We start from the raw sequence: 16,471 nt of genomic DNA, 5'->3' as shown, positions 1-16,471 counted from the left end.
CGGTAGCAGGGTCGTCGCACCACGCATGCGACGGCCTTGTCAGGCTGTTTCAGCCGAGCCCGTTGCTCAGTGCGCGAGCCGCGGCTTCCACTTCATCGCGATGGTCCCGTTCCAGGGTTTCCATCAGCCGCAGGTGCAGCTTGCGCTCTGCGCGGCTCAAATCCTTCCAGCCCTGATGCGTGGGGATGTGCGCAGTCTGGTCGTAGATAAACTCCAGAATCGTGACATCGAGGGCGGCGTTGCGCGGACCCTCGTAATTGTCCAGCAGCACCTTCAGCCGAATCGCCCCCTCAATCATCGATACCTGCTTGTCCAGCAGGCTCTGGGCGATGATGCGAATATCGTCACCCAGGCGGTCGTTGCGCGCGTGCAGGGCGTTCACGCGCTCGGCTTGCTGGCGCCAGACGCGGCGCCACAGAATCCAGGCGTAGGCGCCCAGCAGCAGGATAATCAGGCCGCCTGCCAGCAGCAGCCAATATTGGATTTGCATGGAAATCAGAAACTCAGTTGCGCGGGATCAAGTGTCCCTTCTTCTTTCAGGTTGATGCTCGGAGCCAGCCATAGACCGGTGCGGATATGGCCGTCGATACGGTAGTCGACTGGCTGCTGTTTATCCACCAGCTTGATCAGGTCGGCCAGGTGGCGCCAGAGGTTGGAACGCACTTCCAGCTCGAAGTAGGAGGAGCCGTAGGGCGGGACGTCAAAGCGGTTGTCGCTGACCCCGGTGGCCAGCTTCATGTCGTTCAGGAAGACCTGGTATTGCATGCCGCGAATCGGCAGCACCCGGTCATTGGGGTTGTCGACCCGCAGCTTGAGACGAAAGGACTGCTCCCAGAGATTGGATTTGAGCATCTCGACATTCGCCAGACTGACGTCCGGCTTGGTATAGGACGGACTGAATACCGCGCAGCCTTGCAATAGCGCGCAGTACAGCAGCGTCATTACCCCCAGCACCCGCACGCTCATCGCGTCCCCTCTCCTGTGCCGGCTGCCTTGTGTGTGGAGTTGTCGTGCAGCCTGGCTACGCCCATACTAACCCTGATTGATGCTCAGGGAGTGACAAGATGACCCGTTTCGAGGTGGTTTTTCAAGGCCAGGTGCAACCCGGCGCAGCACCGGACCAGGTGCGGGCCAACGTTGGCAAGCTGTTTCAGGTGTCTGGCAGTCAGCTGGAATCGCTGTTTTCCGGTCGTCGTATCGTGATCAAGCAGGGACTGGATCAGGTGGCGGCAGAAAAGTACCGGATTGCGCTCGAGCGTGCCGGGGCGCAATGCAGCATCGTGCCGATGGACGAGTCGGAGGCTGACCCGTCGCCCGCAGCGTCGGAGCCGCCAGCCGCCGCAGCGCAGCCCACTCCAGCGGCTGAGCCTCCGGCGGCCAGCCGCCGCGTGGTGCCACGCGACGAGTTTATGGCTGCCTTCAGCGACGTCGAGGCGCCCGATTTTGATATTGCGCCCCTGGGGGCGGATATGCAGGACGACTACGATGAGCACACCCCGTTGCCCATCGACCTGTCCGCGTTGAGTCTGGCACCGCCCGGCAGCGACATGGGTGAGATGAAAAAGGACGTGCCAGAACAGGTGCCCAACACCGACCACCTCAAGCTCAGCGACGACTGAGCAGCGCAGCGCCGGTGATCAGGTCGCTGGCGCAGCTGCTTATCTCAAGGAAGTACTGAGCAACGCCACACGCTCTCTGCGCGTGCTCAAGCGCGCGGGTGCAAGGCGCGATGTGGGGCCAGCGGTGCTTCCTTACTTGGCACAACACTGCTTGAACTTGCGTCCTGAGCCGCAGGGGCAAGATTCGTTGCGCCCAGCCTTGAACGGGTGATTGGGGTCCAGAAAGTACCAGCGCCCGGCAATCAGCCTGAAATCCGAACATTCTCGGTGACTCTGGGCGCTGCCGTCCGGGTCTTGCCAGCGGGCGACAAAGGTCACTTGGGCGTTGCTGGCGCCCGGCAAGTGCTCAGCGCTTTCGACCGTCAGCCCCAGCCAGCGGCTTTGTTCACTCCATTGACGCATGGCAGCGATCGCCAACTGCGATTGCTGCGCAGGCACCGTGGTGGCAACCAGATAGTCGATTAGCCCCAGCGTGTAGGCGCAATAGCGTGAGCGCATCAAGCGCTCGGCACTGGGCGCTGCGCTGCCTTGGTGCAGGGGCTGACAGCAGGCACTGTAGTGGTCGCCGCTGCCGCAGGGGCAGAGGTCGTCAGGGCTGATGGCAGGAGGCATGCGCTTTACCACCAGTACTTGTCAAACATCTCGGGGTTGGCCCAGTACTTGGAATTGAGCCAGTCGGGCACGCTCTTGTACTCGGCCAGGTCATAGCTGTAGAGGGTCAGGCTCTGGCCATCCTGGCTGAAGCGCGCGCGGCGCTGCAGGGCCAGGGCAAAGAAGTCGTTCTCCTGCCACTCGCTGGCACGCTCGCTATCCACCAATACCGCGATGCGGCTGGCCGACAGGTTACGCAGCCCGGCCAGCAGCTCGGTGGCAGTGCGCTTGTCCAGGTGTTCCAGCTGGTCGGCGACGATCGCCAGATCGTACCGCTGGTTGCGCAGCTTATCGCTCAGCGGCACCTCGGCGGTGCTGCTGATCTGACAGTCGGTGTGTTGCTCTCGCCAGACCGCTATGGCCGGAATCTCGCTGCGGCTGACGCAGAGCACGCTGGCGGGGCTGTAGTGCTGCAGAATGCCCAGCAGGGCGGACGTCGGCGTGGCGCTCATGGTGTGCTTCACTGTGATCGGGTGGAGCGCAGCAGGTTAGGGGCTGGTCGGTATTGATGCAAGCGCCGGCGGTCCAGCTGAGGGGCGTTGGATGGTATCATCGCCGGCTGATCCGGAGCCCGCATGCTGAACGATGAACTCAAAGGCCAGATCCAGACGGCCTACCGCACCTTCCTGGAAAACAAGTCGCTGAAGCCGCGTTATGGCCAGCGGGTGATGATTGCCGAGGTCGCCAAGGTCTTCGGCAACGTTGCGCTGGACGACGAAGGGCATCGTGACGGTGACCCTGCCGTGGCGGTCATCGAGGCCGGCACTGGCACCGGCAAGACGGTGGCCTACTGCCTGGCAGCGATTCCCATTGCTCGCCACCTTGGTAAGCCCCTGGTTATCTCCACCGCCACGGTGGCGCTGCAGGAGCAGATCGTTCTCAAGGATCTGCCGGACATCCTGCGCAACTCCGGCCTCAAGTTCGGTTTTTCGCTGGCCAAGGGGCGCGGCCGTTATGTTTGCCTGGCCAAGCTGGACAACCTGCTGCGCGAAAACCAGTCCATGGCCGACCAGCAGCAGATATTTGCCGACGACGGCTTTCGTATCGATGTGGATGAGGCCGGCCTCAAGCTCTATACCCGCATGGTCGAAGCGCTGGGCGGCAACAAGTGGGATGGCGAGCGGGACTCTTGGCCCGAAGCGCTGGACGATCAGGACTGGTCGCGCCTGACCACCGATCACATCCAGTGCAGTAATCGCCGCTGCGGCCACTTTCAGCAATGCGTGTTCTACAAGGCACGCGAGGGCGTACAGAAGGTCGACGTGATCGTCACCAACCACGATCTGGTGCTGGCCGATCTGGCCCTGGGTGGCGGCGCGATTCTGCCCGACCCTCGCGATAGCCTGTACGTGTTTGACGAAGCCCACCACCTGCCCGACAAGGCCATCGGCCACTTCGCCCACAACACGCGCATGCATGCGACCGCCGACTGGCTGGATCAGATCGACAAGAACCTCAGCAAGCTGCTGGCCCAGCACCCGCTGCCGGGCGATCTGGGCCGGGTGCTGGAGCAGACGCCGATGACTGCCCGTGATCTCAAGCCCCATCAGCAGTTCATGCAGCAGGCGCTGGGCGATGTTGCCGACTTTGCCAGTGCTGAGGATCTGGGCGGCAATATCCGCCCGCAGTACCGCTTTGAGCACGGCGAGGTGCCGCAGGAGCTTTGCGACATGGGCATGGAACTCAAGGGAGGTTTCGGCCGGTTGAGCGACCAGCTGCAACGCATTGTCGACATGCTCAAGGAGGCGATGGATGGTGAAACCACCATCGGTGTGTCCGAAGCCCAGGCCGAGGAGTGGTACCCGTTGTTTGGCGCACTGCAGGCGCGTGCCGAGGCCAACTGGACGCTGTGGACCCAGTTCTGCCTGCAGGACCCTGAGGGCAAGCCGCCGACGGCGCGCTGGCTGACGTTGACCGACAACGGCGATATCGAGGTCCACGTCAGTCCCATCCTGGCCGCTGACACCCTGCGTCAGTATTTGTGGAATCCGGCCTTTGCGGCGCTCGCCACCTCAGCCACCCTGACCGCGCTGGGCAAGTTTGATCGCTTTAGCCATCGTGCCGGCCTGCCGCGCAGCGCGGTCTGCACGCTGGCGCCGAGTCCGTTCAAGCACGCTGAGGCCGGGTTGCTGCGCGTGCCCAACTACGGCGCGGATCCGCGCGACAGCGCCGGTCATACTGCGGCGATCATTGAACACCTGCCGGACATACTGGCTGATGAGCGTGGCAGTCTGGTGCTGTATTCCTCCCGTCGACAGATGCTCGATGTCTATGCCGGGCTGCCGGCGGATTTCCGTCAGCGCGTGCTGGTACAGGGTGATCTGTCCAAGCAAGAGCTGATTCGTCAGCACCGCAAGCAGGTCGATGATGATCAGCCGAGCGTGATCTTCGGGCTGGCGAGTTTTGCCGAAGGCGTCGACTTGCCCGGCAAGTATTGCGAACACGTGGTGATTGCGAAGATTCCCTTTGCCGTGCCGGACGATCCGGTTGAAGCCGCTTTGGCCGAGTGGATCGAAAAGAACGGCGGCAATCCGTTTATGGAAATCGCGGTGCCGGATGCCAGTTTGCGGCTGATTCAGGCCTGCGGTCGCCTTCTGCGTACCGAGAGCGATAGCGGCACGGTGACGGTGCTGGATCGCCGGCTGGTGACCCAGCGCTACGGCAAGGCGATTCTCAATGCGCTGCCGCCGTTCCGCCGCGAGATCGACTGAGCCATCAGTCTCGGCGATGATCGGTCGACAGGCGCACTGATGATGGCTGCCGAGCCTTGCCTGCTTCGGTTAAATGGGCTGCAAACAAGACAACAAGGACTGCATGATGAGCACTATTCAGGGGTACTTTGATCCGCGCTTCGAGTCGGTACGCGAACTGTTTGCCGAGCAGCAGCAGGACGAACAGGCTCGCGGCGCGGCGCTGTGCGTCACCGTCGGCGGCGAGACCGTGCTGGATCTCTGGCAGGGCGTGCGCGACAAGGACAATCAGGCGGTCTGGGAGCAGGACACCCTGGTCAACGTGTTCTCCTGTACCAAGCCGCTGGGCGCGGTTGCCCTGCTGCAGCAGGTGGCGGCGGGTCAATTGGAGCTGGATGCGCCGCTGGCAGCGGTCTGGCCTGAGTTTGCCCAGGCTGGCAAAGACGCGGTTACCCTGCGCCAGATCTTGAGTCATCGCTCCGGCTTGTCTGCTGTCAGCAAAACCCTGCCGCCCGAGGCGCTGTTTGACTGGGAGGCCATGAGCGCCGCACTGGCTGCGCAGGAGCCCTGGTGGACGCCGGGCGATGAGCACGGCTACGCGCCCGTTACCTATGCCTGGCTGCTGGGTGAGCCGCTGCGTCGCCTGACCGGCAAGCGCCCCGGCGAGGCGATTGCCGACAGTATCTGCGAGCCGCTGGGTATGGATTTCTTTGTCGGCGTGCCGGACCCGGATCTGGAACGCATTGCCTCGGTGTCACGCCTGCGTAATCAGTATGGTGACGAGGGGGCACGCCGCCTGTTCGCAGCCATGGGGCAGCCCGACAGCATGACCGCGAAGGCCTTTGGTAACCCGTCCAGCATGATGACCAGCACCAACCGCCGCGAGTGGCAGCAGGCCGATATTCTGTCTGCCAATGGCACCGGTAACGCGCGCTCCCTGGCGCGCTTCTGGCAGCTGCTGGCCAATGATGGTCAGCTCGATGGCGTCAGTCTGCTCGATGCAGAATTGGTCAAGCAGATGCAGCAGGAGCACAGCGCAGGTGAAGACAACACCCTGCTGTGTCAGACCCGCTTCGGCTTGGGTGTGATGCTGGAGCATGCAGGCCCCGGTGGCAGTTTTGGTATGGGCAAGAACGCGTTCGGCCACCCCGGGGCCGGCGGCTCGCTGGGCTTCTGTGATCCGGACGCGAAGGTCGGCTTTGGCTACGTGACCAACACCATGGGGCCCTATGTCTTGATGGACCCGCGGGCGGTAGCGCTTAGCCAGGCGGTTTATGCCTGTCTCAAGGCAATCGACTGAAAATCTGCGCTGCATCAATGTGCAGCGCAGCGCTGCTGCTAGCATGATCCTATCTCTACCTTGCCGGAAACCGAATCGATGAAACCCAGCATTGCCGATCTGCGTCGTGACTACACCCGTGATGGATTGACTGAAGCCCAGGCGCCCGCCGAGCCCTTTGCCCTGTTCGGCGAGTGGTTTGGTCAAGCGGTGGAAGTGGAAAGCACCGAAGCCAACGCCATGATGCTGGCGACGGTCGATGCGCAAGGTCAGCCACATCTGCGTACGCTGCTGCTCAAGGGCTTTGATGAGCGCGGTTTTGTGTTCTTCACCAATTATCAGAGCGCCAAAGGGCAACAGCTGGCAACTAGCCCGGCCGCCGCGATGACCTTCTGGTGGCACGATCTGGAGCGCCAGGTACGCATCGAAGGGCTGGTCGAGCAGGCCAGCGCCGAAGAATCGGATGCCTACTTCCACAGCCGCCCCGAAGGCAGCCGCCTGGGTGCCTGGGCTTCGCCGCAGAGCCAGGTGATCGACAGCCGCGAAGTGCTTGAGCAACGTCTGGAGGCCGTGCAAGCGCAATATGCCGACGCGGCCGCCCCGCGCCCGCCGCACTGGGGCGGTTATCGCCTGGTACCGACGCTGATCGAGTTCTGGCAGGGCCGTCCCAGCCGCCTGCATGACCGGCTTTGCTATCGGCTGGTCGAGGGCAACTGGGTGAGGGAACGGCTGGCGCCCTGATTTGGTCATTCTCGGTCCCGTTGCTTGCTGCTGCCGCGCTTCGGCTTTACGCTGAAAGCCAACCGCGACAGCAGGAGGCGACATGGGCAGAGGGGCGTTTCAGCAGAAGGTTGTAGTGATTACCGGCGGCTGCGCCGGAATCGGTCGGGCGCTGGCGTTGCGCTTCGCGCAGGCGGGTGCGCATCTGGCTATCCTCGATGTGCAGGACGAGTCGCTGGTCGCCTTCCGCCAGCAACTGCATGACAAACTCAATGCCGATGTGCTGGCGATCAACTGCGATGTGTCCGATGACCAGGCCTGCGCCGAGGCAATGGCCCAGGTCGTCGAGCGTTTCGGCGGCATTGATCTGCTGATCAATAATGCCGGCATCACCCACCGCAGCGCCTTTGCCGATACCGACTTGTCGGTGTTCCAGCGGATCATGGCGGTGAACTACTTCGGTGCCGTCAACTGTACCCGTCATGCCCTGCCAAGCCTGCTTGAGCGCCGCGGTCAGGTGATCGTACTCAGCTCGCTGTCGAGCTTCGCCCCGTTGCTCAACCGCAGCGCCTATAACGCCAGCAAGCATGCGCTGCATGGCCTGTTTGAAACCCTGCGCATGGAAGTGCGCGAGCAGGGCGTCAACGTGATGCTGGTGTCTCCGGGCTTTACCGCGACCGATATCCGCAAGAACGCACTGGTGGGAGACGGCTCGGTGGCGCAGGCGACCACATCCATGCCATTCAAGGTGTCTGCCCCAGCGGAGGTGGCAGAGGCTATTTATCGCGGTGCTTGCCGGCGCAAGCGGCAACTGATTCTGTCCAACGTCGACTGGCAGGCACGTTTGATTGCGCGCTTTTTCCCACGGCTGTTCGAGCGCTGGATGGTGCCGCGGCTGTCGGGTGTGAAGGTGCGCTCGCAGGGCGAATGAAGGTGCGTGCGCAGGCTCAGCCTGCGCAGGCGATGTTACTGACGCTGCAGTGCTGGTGCGCGTGGGCCGGGCAGAATGCCGTTGACGCTGTGGGTGGTGAGCAGTCGCATGCTGGTAATGCCAGCAATCTGGTGGCTGCGCTCCGTGGTGGTATTGATCACCTGGTCTACCAGAGCTACGACCAGCATACCGACCAGACCGCCGCCGTTGTTGTTGCTTTGCTCGGTGCTGGAAGCGGTGGCCGCACCTTTCCAGAGCAACTGACCGGACCGGCTGTCGACCAGTGATGCCTCAGCGGTTACCCGAGTATCGCTGGCGATGATCTGGTAGCTGGTGCCGTACTGGGTGATCTTGATGTACATCACCGAGTCGGCACCAAATACGTCGTTCAGCTTCTCCAGCGGCAGCGCGTGGATCTCCTGCGGGTCAGTCAGGCCGTTCTCGCGAAATGTTTCCTCAGCGACCGCAACCGGGAAAACGTAATACCCGGATTCAGCCAGCGGATAACTCACCTGCGACAGGAAGCTGTAGCTGGCGCCGACTTCCAGTGAGTCGTTGACCGGCGGCAGGACCAGAATGGATCTGGGCTTGCTCTCACGAAAAGCCGTGTAGTCATAGGTGGACTGTGTGGCGCAGCCGGTCAGCAGGCTGATCAGCAGCACCAGAGTCAGGCTCAGAATTGATCTCATTGGTTGTGCTCCGGCTGTGCCTTCAGCACGTAATCGACAAAATGCCCGGATTCCGGGAACAGGGATTTTTCCATGGCAAATTGCTCGCGTGCCTCGATCTCCCGGCCTGTGTTGAAGTAGAGCATGCCCAGGTGGGCATGCAGGCCCGGGGGCACGCTCTTGCCCTGAGCCTGCGCCTGATTCAGCAGGGCTTCAACGCGACCAACCTGCGCGGCGTAATCGGTAACGCCGTCCTGGTGGTACTGATAAATCGTTTGCTGATAGTCGCCCCAATGATAGAGCGGTTGATTGACTGGCGCGCAGCCAGCCACGAGAGCCGCGGCCAGCAGGCCGCTGCTGCGCAGATATTTCAGCGTCATGTTACTTCCTTGTTGTTATCAGTTTCCGGCCGGGTTCCAGGCACCGGACTCGACACCCTGTACCAGGTTGTTGACGGCTTCGCGGATGGCCAGGTCCAGCACCTTGCCGTTCAGCGTTGCGTCATAACCGGCGGTGCCGCCAAAGCCCACTACTTCGCGATTGGACAGGCTGTACTCGCCGGCTCCCTGAGTGGAGAAAATGACTTCGGAGGTGCCGACATCCACTACGTTCAAGGCCACCTTGGCGTAGGCAATCTGCGACTTACCGCGACCGAGGATGCCGAATAGCTGGTGATCGCCGGTGACCTTGCGGCCAAACTCGGTGACGTCTCCGGTAATCACGTAGCTGGCGCCCTTGATGTTCTGGGTTGCGCCGCTATAGCCAGCCTCGGTAGCCAACTGAGCCATGTTGGTTCGTTCCAGGACATTGAAGCGGTTGGTCTGCTGCAGGTGGGTCACCAGGGTGGTTTTGGCCTGATTGCCGAGGCGATCTACACCGTCCGAGAAAATCCCGCGCTGATAGCTGGAGCGATTGTCGAACTGACCAACGGCGATGGGCGCGCGTACACCCTGATAGCTGGTGCCGTAGCTGGTGACGCGGGGCGCTTCGATGGTGCGAGAGGACTCGGTAGCACAGCCTGAAATGAGCACGACGCCGGCAAGCGCCACAGACAGCATAAGGGGTCGAAGCACAGTAACGATTCCTTTCGATAGGTGGGGGTGGCGCTATGCTATCTTCAGCTTGTCTTGGGCGCAAACATGATGATCGCCATGCCGAGCAGTGCAATGGCTGACCCCAGCAGATCCCACTGGGTTGGGCGAATGCCGTCAACCCACCACAACCAGCCGATGGCCACGGCGATATATACCCCACCGTAGGCGGCGTAGACGCGCCCGGCAGCCGTGGGGTGCAGACTCAGCAGCCAGGCGAAGGCGGCGAGGCTGAGCGCGGCGGGAATCAGCAGCCAGGCTGACTTGCCTTCGCGCAGCCACAGATAGGGCAGGTAGCAGCCGACAATCTCTGCCAGCGCGGTCAGGATGAACAGGCCGAGGGTTTTCAGTTCAGGCATCAGTTGTGGTCCTTGAGCCAGTTGAGCATCCCATGGGCGGCATGACGCCCGCTGGCAAAGCAGGCCGTCAGCAGGTAACCGCCGGTGGGGGCTTCCCAGTCGAGCATCTCGCCGGCACAGAAGGTGCCGGGCAGGGCGTTTAGCATCAACTGGTCGTCCAGCGCACTACGGCATACGCCGCCTGCGCTACTGATGGCTTCGTCCAGTGGGCGGGTGCCGGTCAGGGTAATGGGCAGTGCCTTGATGCCGGCAGTCAGAGTATGGGTGTCCGCGATAGCGTCCTTGCTCAGGCATTCGTGCAGTAGTGCCACTTTAACGCCGTCCAGCCCCGCCTTCTTGCGCAGCAGATTGCTGAGGCTTTGGCCCTTGCGCGGTTGGCTGAGGGCCTGTTGCAGTTGCGCTTGCGTGTGATCCGGGGCCAGATCGAGTGTCAGTTGTGCGCGAGTGCCTGCTTCCAGCTGTTCGCGCAGGGCGGCGGACAGGGCGTAGATCAGACTGCCTTCCAGGCCGTCGTGGGTCAGTATTGCTTCGCCACGACGGCTGATGAGCTCGCCATCCGGGCTCCGGGTGGTCGCGATGATCTGCTTGAGTGGCTGACCGGCGAAGCGCTCACTGAGAAAGGCGGACCAGGGGCTGATGAAGCCGCAATTGCTGGGACGCAGGCTACGCAGGGTAACGCCCCGCTCGGCAAGCAAAGGCGCCCAGCTGCCGTCGGAGCCCAGTCGTGCCCAGCTGCCGCCGCCCATAGCCAGCAGGGTTGCCGCTGGCGCTGCGCTTACCTCGCCCTGCGGGCTGGAAAAACGCAGCTGTTGATGCTCGCCCCAGCCCAGCCAGCGATGACGTGTGTGCAGCGTCACGCCCTGTTCGCGCAGGCGCCTGAGCCAGGCTCGCAGTAGCGGCGCGGCTTTCATATCGGTCGGGAAGACGCGCCCTGAGCTGCCGACAAAGGTGTCGATACCCAGATCATGAATCCAGTCGCGCAGCGCGTGCGCGTCGAACTCGGCAAGCCAGCGACCCACCCAGGGCGCGGCTTCGCGGTAGCGCGACAGAAACGGCGCCGCAGCCTCGGAGTGGGTGATGTTCATGCCGCCGACGCCGGCCAGCAGGAATTTGCGGCCAACGGAGGGCATGGCGTCATACAGGTCAACGACATGGCCTGCTGCGGAGAGGATGTCGGCGGCCATGAGTCCGGCCGGCCCGCCGCCAATAATGGCAATGGGTTGGGCAGGATGTGCTGGGGCGACGGTCATCGGCTGTTCCTGTACGTTGGGGCGCGCAGTTTAGCCCAAACCGCGCTGCTGCCAAATGGCCGCTGCGCTGTGATGCAGGATGCCGTGGCGGCGCGCCAGGGCGTCGCGGTCCCGGTCGTAGCCGCCGCCAATCACAGCGCACACCGGAATGTCCTGTGCCAGACAACGGTTGATCACCAGGTGATCGCGCGCCGCGATGCCGGCGTCGGTCAAATGCAGGTAGCCGAGAGCGTCCTGCTGGTGGACGTCGACCCCGGCGTCGTACAGCACCAGGTCAGGCTGGTAGAGGGGCAGTAGATAGTTGAGCACCTGCTCCAAGGTGTGCAGGTAGCCAGCGTCATCCAGGCCGCGCGGCAGAGGAATGTCCCAGTCGCTCTGCGCCTTGCGCGCCGGAAAGTTGTTTTCGCAGTGCAGCGACACGGTCACGGCGGCGTCGATGTTCTGAAGGATGCTGGCGGTGCCGTCGCCCTGATGGACATCGCAATCAATGATCAGGATCGACTGGACGGTATCGCTGGCCAGCAGTGACAGGCTGATAATCGCCAGGTCATTGAAGATGCAGAAGCCGGAGGCAAAGTCGCGATGGGCGTGGTGGGTGCCGCCAGCCAAGTGGCAGGCCAGGCCGTGTTGTAGCGCCAGTTCGGCGGTCAGCAGGGAGCCGCCGACCGCGCGCGTGGTGCGTTTCACCAGTGCTTCGCTCCAGGGCAGACCCATGCGTCGTAGCGCGCTGGGGTCCAGTTCATTGTCGTGAAAGCGCGCAACGTAGTCCGGGTCGTGGGCCAGGGACAGTAACTCACGGCTGCAGCGCTCGGGGCGGTATAGGTTGCCTGCGTGCAGCAGCTCGCTGGCTCGCAGGTGATCGTGCAAGCGCACGAACTTGTCCATCGGAAAACGGTGTGGAGCGGGAAAGGGGAAGCTGTAATCCTGATGGTAGATCAGCGGAAGATCCATGGGTTCTCCAGCGGAGGTCTGGCTGTGCGAGTATGCGCAGGGCTCCTGAGGCAGGCAAGTCTCGGCGCCGGTGCATTGTGCTAATGCGAGACAATCCGGGTTAAACTGACGGCCATTCGAGCGACGAGCACGTCGCCACTACTGTCAAGAAGTACCCGCCGTGAGTGGCTGGGAATCACGTGAGGACGCACTATGAGCGAACTGCTGGATGATCTGGTAGACCTGCTGGCGCTGGAGAAGATCGAGGAAAACCTGTTTCGTGGCCGCAGCCAGGACCTGGGTTTCAAGCAATTGTTTGGCGGGCAGGTACTTGGGCAGTCGTTGTCAGCGGCCAGCCAGACAGTCGATCCTGAGCGCCATGTGCATTCGGTGCACGGTTACTTTCTGCGCCCGGGCAATGCCGATCTGCCGATTGTCTATCAAGTAGATCCGCTGCGTGATGGCGGCAGCTTCACTACTCGCCGCGTGCAGGCGATCCAGAAGGGCAAGCCGATCTTCACTATGATCAGTTCCTTTCAGGGCGATGAGGCGGGTTATGAGCACCAGGCAGTGATGCCTGATGTGCCAGGCCCAGAGGACCTGCCCAACGAAACCGAGTGGACTCGCCGCTATCAGCACCTCATTCATGAAAAGGTGCGCGATAAGGCGCTGGGTGGCAAACCGATCGAGATTCGTCCGGTCGGTGAGTTCAACCCCTTTGAGCCGAAGGTCGGTGAGCCGGTGCGCTACATGTGGTATCGCGCCGACGGTGCCCTGCCGGATGATCCGCAGGTACACCGCTATCTGCTGGCTTACGCCTCGGACTTTCACCTGCTGGGCACGGCCATGCAGCCGCACGGTATTTCCAGCTGGTCAACCGCCATGCAGGTGGCGAGCCTGGATCACTCGCTCTGGTATCACCGCCCGCTGCGGATGGACGACTGGCTGCTGTATGCCATGGACAGCCCGTCGGCCAGCGGCTCGCGTGGCCTTTCACGTGGTCAGATATTCAACCGGGCCGGCGAACTGGTGGCCTCGGTGGCCCAGGAGTCGCTGATGCGCAAGGTTGAGCGCTGAGATGCACCAGTTGCGTGGCTGGGTGTTTGATCTGGACGGCACGCTGACGCTGGCTCAGCACGATTTTCCGGCGATTCGTCGGGAGCTTGGCGTGCCGGCTGACGCGGATATCCTGACTTACATGGCGACCCTGCCAGCCGCCGACTACACCGCCATGAAAGCCCAGCTCGATGCCATCGAGCTGCGTCTGGCGGCTGAAGTGGAACCGGCACCGGGTGCTGTGGAGCTGGTGCGCCAACTGCGTGAGCAGGGGCGGCGGCTGGGTATCTTGACCCGCAACCTGCAGGTGGTCGCACGCTCGACGCTCAGTTGCCTCGGGATTCTCGACTGTTTTGCCGCCGAAGATGTGCTCGGGCGGGAGGACGCTGCGCCCAAACCTTCACCCGATGGCATTCACCAATTGCTGGATCGCTGGCAGCTGTCACCGGACGAGGCCGTCATGGTGGGGGATTTTCGCTTTGATCTTGAGGCGGGCAGGGCGGCCGGCAGTCGTACCTGCCTGATCCTGCCGGACAATCCCTGGCCTGAGTTGACCGACTGGCATCTGCCGAGCTGTAACGCCTTGCTGGCGCGGCTTTGACCGCGCCTTACCTTAACTGGCGGCCTGAAAGCGCAGGCGCATGGACAGATCTACTGCCTTGATGTCCTTGGTCAGGCTGCCGATCGAGATATAGTCCACACCGGTTTCGGCGACACTGCGCAGGGTCGCCTCGGTGATACCGCCAGAGGCTTCCAGCTTGGCGCGTCCGGCGTTGAGTGTGACCGCCGTGCGCATGTCGGCATCGCTCAGCTCGTCGAGCATGACGATGTCGGCGCCAGCGTCCAGCGCCTGTTTCAGCTCATCCAGACTTTCCACTTCTACCTCGATCGGCTTGCCCGGAGCGATCTCATGGGCTCGGCTGACGGCCTGGGCGATGCCGCCACAGGCGGCAATGTGGTTTTCCTTGATCAGGAAGGCGTCATACAGGCCGATACGGTGGTTGTGGCAGCCGCCGCAGGTGACGGCATACTTCTGTGCCAGGCGCAGACCGGGCAGCGTCTTGCGGGTATCCAGCAGCATGACGCGGGTGCCGGCAACCATGTCCGCGAAGTGGCGGCTGCGGGTGGCCGTGGCTGACAGCAGCTGGATGAAGTTGAGCATCGAGCGCTCCGCGGTCAGCAGGCCGCGAGCGGGGCCGCTGAAGCGGCAGAGAGTCTGGTCTGCGAGCAGGTTGTCGCCATCATTGACCAGCCACTCGATGGCGATTTGCGGGTCGACCTGACGAGCGACTTCGTCTGCCCAGGCCTTGCCACAGAACACCGCAGGCTCGCGGGTGATGATGCGGCCATCGGCCTGACGGTCGGCAGGAATCAGGCTGGCAGTGATGTCGCCATCGCCCACGTCTTCGGCCAAGGCACGGCGGACGTCATCAACGATGGTGGTCTGCAGGCTGTCGAGAGTGAGGTTGGGCATGCTGGCTCCGGCGTCTGGTCGCAAATGCCGGCGAGTATACCCGATCGCAACAAAAATGCCCGCCTGGCGGCGGGCATCTGTGCGTTACCTGAGCAGGTTACTTGTTCATGTAGTTTGCCGGGTCGGCAAAATAGTCCTTGGTCAGTTTGAAGACCACGGGGCTGAGCAGCAACAGTGCAATCAGGTTGGGAATGGCCATCATGGCGTTCAGCGTATCAGCCACCAGCCACAGGCTGTTCAGATCGATACCCGGCAGAGTGCCCAGCGGAATCGCAATGATCCACAGCAGGCGGAACGGCAGGTTGGAGCGCTCACCAAACAGGAACTGGGTGCACTTCTCGGAGTAGAAGCTCCAGCCGATGATGGTGGTGAAGGCGAACACAGCCAGGCCGATGCTGACAATGTACTGGCCCCAGGAACCCGGCAGACCCTGACTGAAGGCCAGCGCCGACAGCGGAGCACCGTTCTCGCCACTGGTCCACGCACCGGTCACCATGATCACCAGGCCGGTAATCGAGCAGATGATGATGGTATCAATGAAGGTACCGAGCATCGCGATGGTGCCCTGGCGGATCGGGTTGTTGGTCTGTGCGGCAGCGTGGGCGATAGGTGCGCTACCCAGGCCGGCCTCGTTGGAGAAGACACCGCGGGCAATACCGAAGCGCATCGCCATCCAGACGGTTGCACCGGCAAAGCCACCGGCCGCTGCGCTCGGGTTGAAGGCGTAGTAGAAAATCTGGCTGAAGGCTTCCGGGATCTTGTCGGCATGCAGGATCAGGATGATCAGGCCGCCGCCAACGTAGAAGATCGCCATAATCGGTACCAGCTTGCCCGCCACTTCACCGATACGCTTGATGCCGCCCAGCAGTACCAGTGCCACCAATACAGCGATGATGATGCCGGTCGCCAGTTTGGGGATGTTGAACGAGCTGCTCAGGGCGTCTGCAACCGAGTTGGACTGGATGGTGTTGCCGATGCCGAAGCCGGCGAGCATGCCAAAAATGGCAAAGAGCATACCAAGCCATTTCCATTTCTCGCCCAGGCCGTTCTTGATGTAGTACATCGGGCCGCCAACGTGGTTGCCACGTGCATCCTTCTCGCGATAGCGCACAGCCAGAACGGCCTCGCAGAACTTGGTTGCCATGCCTACCAGGGCGATAACCCACATCCAGAACAGCGCGCCCGGGCCGCCCAGAAAGACCGCGGTAGCGACGCCCGCGATGTTACCGGTGCCGACGGTGGCGGAGAGTGCGGTCATCAGGGCGTTGAACGGGCTGATGTCACCCTCATCACTGCTTTTGCGGCCGCGCCAGAGCATGCTGAAGCCGTAGAACAGCTTGCGTTGCGGTGTCAGCTTGAGACCTAGCGTCAGATACAGGCCGGTGCCGGCCAGTAGCGCCAGCATGGCTGGCCCCCAGACAATCCCGTTGATATCCCCGATAAGGGCAATGATTGCTTCCATTGAACGTCGCTCCTGGTGTTGTTCTAGTGCGCGCTTGTGGCGCGCTCGTTGTCGTTGTCAGTCCGGTGTAGACCAGGGTCGGCTAGCGCGCCATCACCTTTTCCGCAAGGCAAGCGACGCCCGTGAGGTTGTTGCCCTCAGAGCGGCGCCATGCGGGCCAATGCGGTGAGACGAGACTGCTTCCCTCAGTGAGGATATACCAGGATTGCGCCGTGCGTTACTGAATGTGTCGCTTTGATGTCGAGGTGGGGAACTGTGATGCCGATCAAGAAATCGACAGGAGGGGAGTTC

General features: G+C 62.4%; 19 protein-coding genes. 7 read left to right on the top strand and 12 right to left on the bottom strand.

Translation table 11 applies throughout. The features are described 5' to 3' along the window. Window positions 1-49: 49 nt before the first annotated feature. On the bottom strand, window positions 50-490 hold the full coding sequence (locus CNQ84_RS00295; protein ID WP_096002938.1) for a DUF2489 domain-containing protein: 441 nt from the start codon (window positions 488-490) through the stop codon (window positions 50-52). A gap of 5 nt (window positions 491-495) precedes the next feature. Further along, entirely contained in the window at window positions 496-966 is a 471-nt protein-coding gene (locus CNQ84_RS00290) for an LEA/WHy family protein (RefSeq protein ID WP_096002937.1), read from the bottom strand. Window positions 967-1,064: 98 nt separating this feature from the next. Between CNQ84_RS00290 and CNQ84_RS00285 the strand changes: the two genes are divergently transcribed. Then, window positions 1,065-1,619, top strand: a complete 555-nt coding sequence (locus CNQ84_RS00285) for a hypothetical protein (RefSeq protein ID WP_096002936.1) — start codon at window positions 1,065-1,067, stop codon at window positions 1,617-1,619. 132 nt (window positions 1,620-1,751) lie between these two features. On the opposite strand, the gene CNQ84_RS00280 is transcribed toward CNQ84_RS00285, so the two are convergent. Both CNQ84_RS00280 and CNQ84_RS00275 read right to left on the bottom strand, forming a co-directional pair. Beyond that, on the bottom strand, window positions 1,752-2,231 hold the full coding sequence (locus CNQ84_RS00280; RefSeq protein ID WP_096002935.1) for a YchJ family protein: 480 nt from the start codon (window positions 2,229-2,231) through the stop codon (window positions 1,752-1,754). A 5-nt stretch (window positions 2,232-2,236) separates the two neighbouring features. Then, window positions 2,237-2,722, bottom strand: coding sequence for a DUF6231 family protein (locus CNQ84_RS00275; protein ID WP_096002934.1), 486 nt, complete (start codon window positions 2,720-2,722; stop codon window positions 2,237-2,239). 123 nt (window positions 2,723-2,845) lie between these two features. Here CNQ84_RS00275 and dinG point away from each other — a divergent pair, with 123 nt between their 5' ends. The 4 genes from dinG (at window position 2,846) to CNQ84_RS00255 (ending at window position 7,890) form a co-directional block, all read left to right on the top strand. After that, on the top strand, window positions 2,846-4,981 hold the full coding sequence (dinG, locus tag CNQ84_RS00270; protein WP_096002933.1) for an ATP-dependent DNA helicase DinG: 2,136 nt from the start codon (window positions 2,846-2,848) through the stop codon (window positions 4,979-4,981). 106 nt (window positions 4,982-5,087) lie between these two features. After that, entirely contained in the window at window positions 5,088-6,260 is a 1,173-nt protein-coding gene (locus CNQ84_RS00265; protein WP_096002932.1) for a serine hydrolase domain-containing protein, read from the top strand. 78 nt (window positions 6,261-6,338) lie between these two features. Beyond that, the gene (gene pdxH / locus CNQ84_RS00260; RefSeq protein WP_096002931.1) at window positions 6,339-6,980 is read left to right on the top strand and encodes a pyridoxamine 5'-phosphate oxidase; all 642 of its coding nucleotides are present in this window, start codon (window positions 6,339-6,341) and stop codon (window positions 6,978-6,980) included. Window positions 6,981-7,062: 82 nt separating this feature from the next. After that, a complete protein-coding gene (locus CNQ84_RS00255) occupies window positions 7,063-7,890 on the top strand; it encodes an SDR family oxidoreductase (RefSeq protein WP_096002930.1) in 828 nt (275 codons plus the stop codon). A 35-nt stretch (window positions 7,891-7,925) separates the two neighbouring features. On the opposite strand, the gene CNQ84_RS00250 is transcribed toward CNQ84_RS00255, so the two are convergent. Genes CNQ84_RS00250 through CNQ84_RS00225 form a run of 6 tightly spaced genes read right to left on the bottom strand, consistent with a single transcriptional unit; the run spans window position 7,926 to window position 12,209 of the window. Then, entirely contained in the window at window positions 7,926-8,579 is a 654-nt protein-coding gene (locus CNQ84_RS00250) for a DUF799 domain-containing protein (protein WP_096002929.1), read from the bottom strand. Further along, complete coding sequence (locus tag CNQ84_RS00245) at window positions 8,576-8,938, bottom strand: DUF4810 domain-containing protein (protein ID WP_096002928.1); 363 nt, start codon at window positions 8,936-8,938, stop codon at window positions 8,576-8,578. Before CNQ84_RS00245 ends, CNQ84_RS00250 begins: the two co-directional genes overlap by 4 nt. A gap of 18 nt (window positions 8,939-8,956) precedes the next feature. After that, a complete protein-coding gene (locus CNQ84_RS00240; protein WP_096002927.1) occupies window positions 8,957-9,616 on the bottom strand; it encodes a CsgG/HfaB family protein in 660 nt (219 codons plus the stop codon). Window positions 9,617-9,675: 59 nt separating this feature from the next. Continuing rightward, the gene (locus CNQ84_RS00235; RefSeq protein WP_096002926.1) at window positions 9,676-10,008 is read right to left on the bottom strand and encodes a YnfA family protein; all 333 of its coding nucleotides are present in this window, start codon (window positions 10,006-10,008) and stop codon (window positions 9,676-9,678) included. Further along, the gene (locus CNQ84_RS00230; RefSeq protein ID WP_096002925.1) at window positions 10,008-11,258 is read right to left on the bottom strand and encodes a TIGR03862 family flavoprotein; all 1,251 of its coding nucleotides are present in this window, start codon (window positions 11,256-11,258) and stop codon (window positions 10,008-10,010) included. Before CNQ84_RS00230 ends, CNQ84_RS00235 begins: the two co-directional genes overlap by 1 nt. Window positions 11,259-11,288: 30 nt before the next feature. Next, entirely contained in the window at window positions 11,289-12,209 is a 921-nt protein-coding gene (locus CNQ84_RS00225; RefSeq protein ID WP_096002924.1) for a histone deacetylase family protein, read from the bottom strand. A 192-nt stretch (window positions 12,210-12,401) separates the two neighbouring features. Here CNQ84_RS00225 and tesB point away from each other — a divergent pair, with 192 nt between their 5' ends. Next, window positions 12,402-13,265, top strand: a complete 864-nt coding sequence (gene tesB, locus CNQ84_RS00220) for an acyl-CoA thioesterase II (RefSeq protein WP_096002923.1) — start codon at window positions 12,402-12,404, stop codon at window positions 13,263-13,265. 1 nt (window position 13,266) lies between these two features. Next, on the top strand, window positions 13,267-13,845 hold the full coding sequence (locus CNQ84_RS00215; protein WP_096002922.1) for an HAD family hydrolase: 579 nt from the start codon (window positions 13,267-13,269) through the stop codon (window positions 13,843-13,845). A 12-nt stretch (window positions 13,846-13,857) separates the two neighbouring features. Here the strand turns inward: CNQ84_RS00215 and nadC are convergent, their stop codons facing one another. After that, on the bottom strand, window positions 13,858-14,718 hold the full coding sequence (gene nadC, locus CNQ84_RS00210) for a carboxylating nicotinate-nucleotide diphosphorylase (protein WP_096002921.1): 861 nt from the start codon (window positions 14,716-14,718) through the stop codon (window positions 13,858-13,860). Window positions 14,719-14,815: 97 nt separating this feature from the next. Further along, window positions 14,816-16,180 (bottom strand): alanine/glycine:cation symporter family protein, encoded by a 1,365-nt coding sequence (locus CNQ84_RS00205; protein WP_096002920.1) that lies wholly within the window; start codon window positions 16,178-16,180, stop codon window positions 14,816-14,818. Window positions 16,181-16,471 lie beyond the last annotated feature (291 nt).

Origin of the sequence: Pseudomonas abyssi (assembly GCF_002307495.1) — a bacterium.
GTDB lineage: Bacteria > Pseudomonadota > Gammaproteobacteria > Pseudomonadales > Pseudomonadaceae > Halopseudomonas > Halopseudomonas abyssi.
Note: the sequence above shows the minus strand (reverse complement) of the source record. Positions and strands in the feature narration are given on the sequence as shown.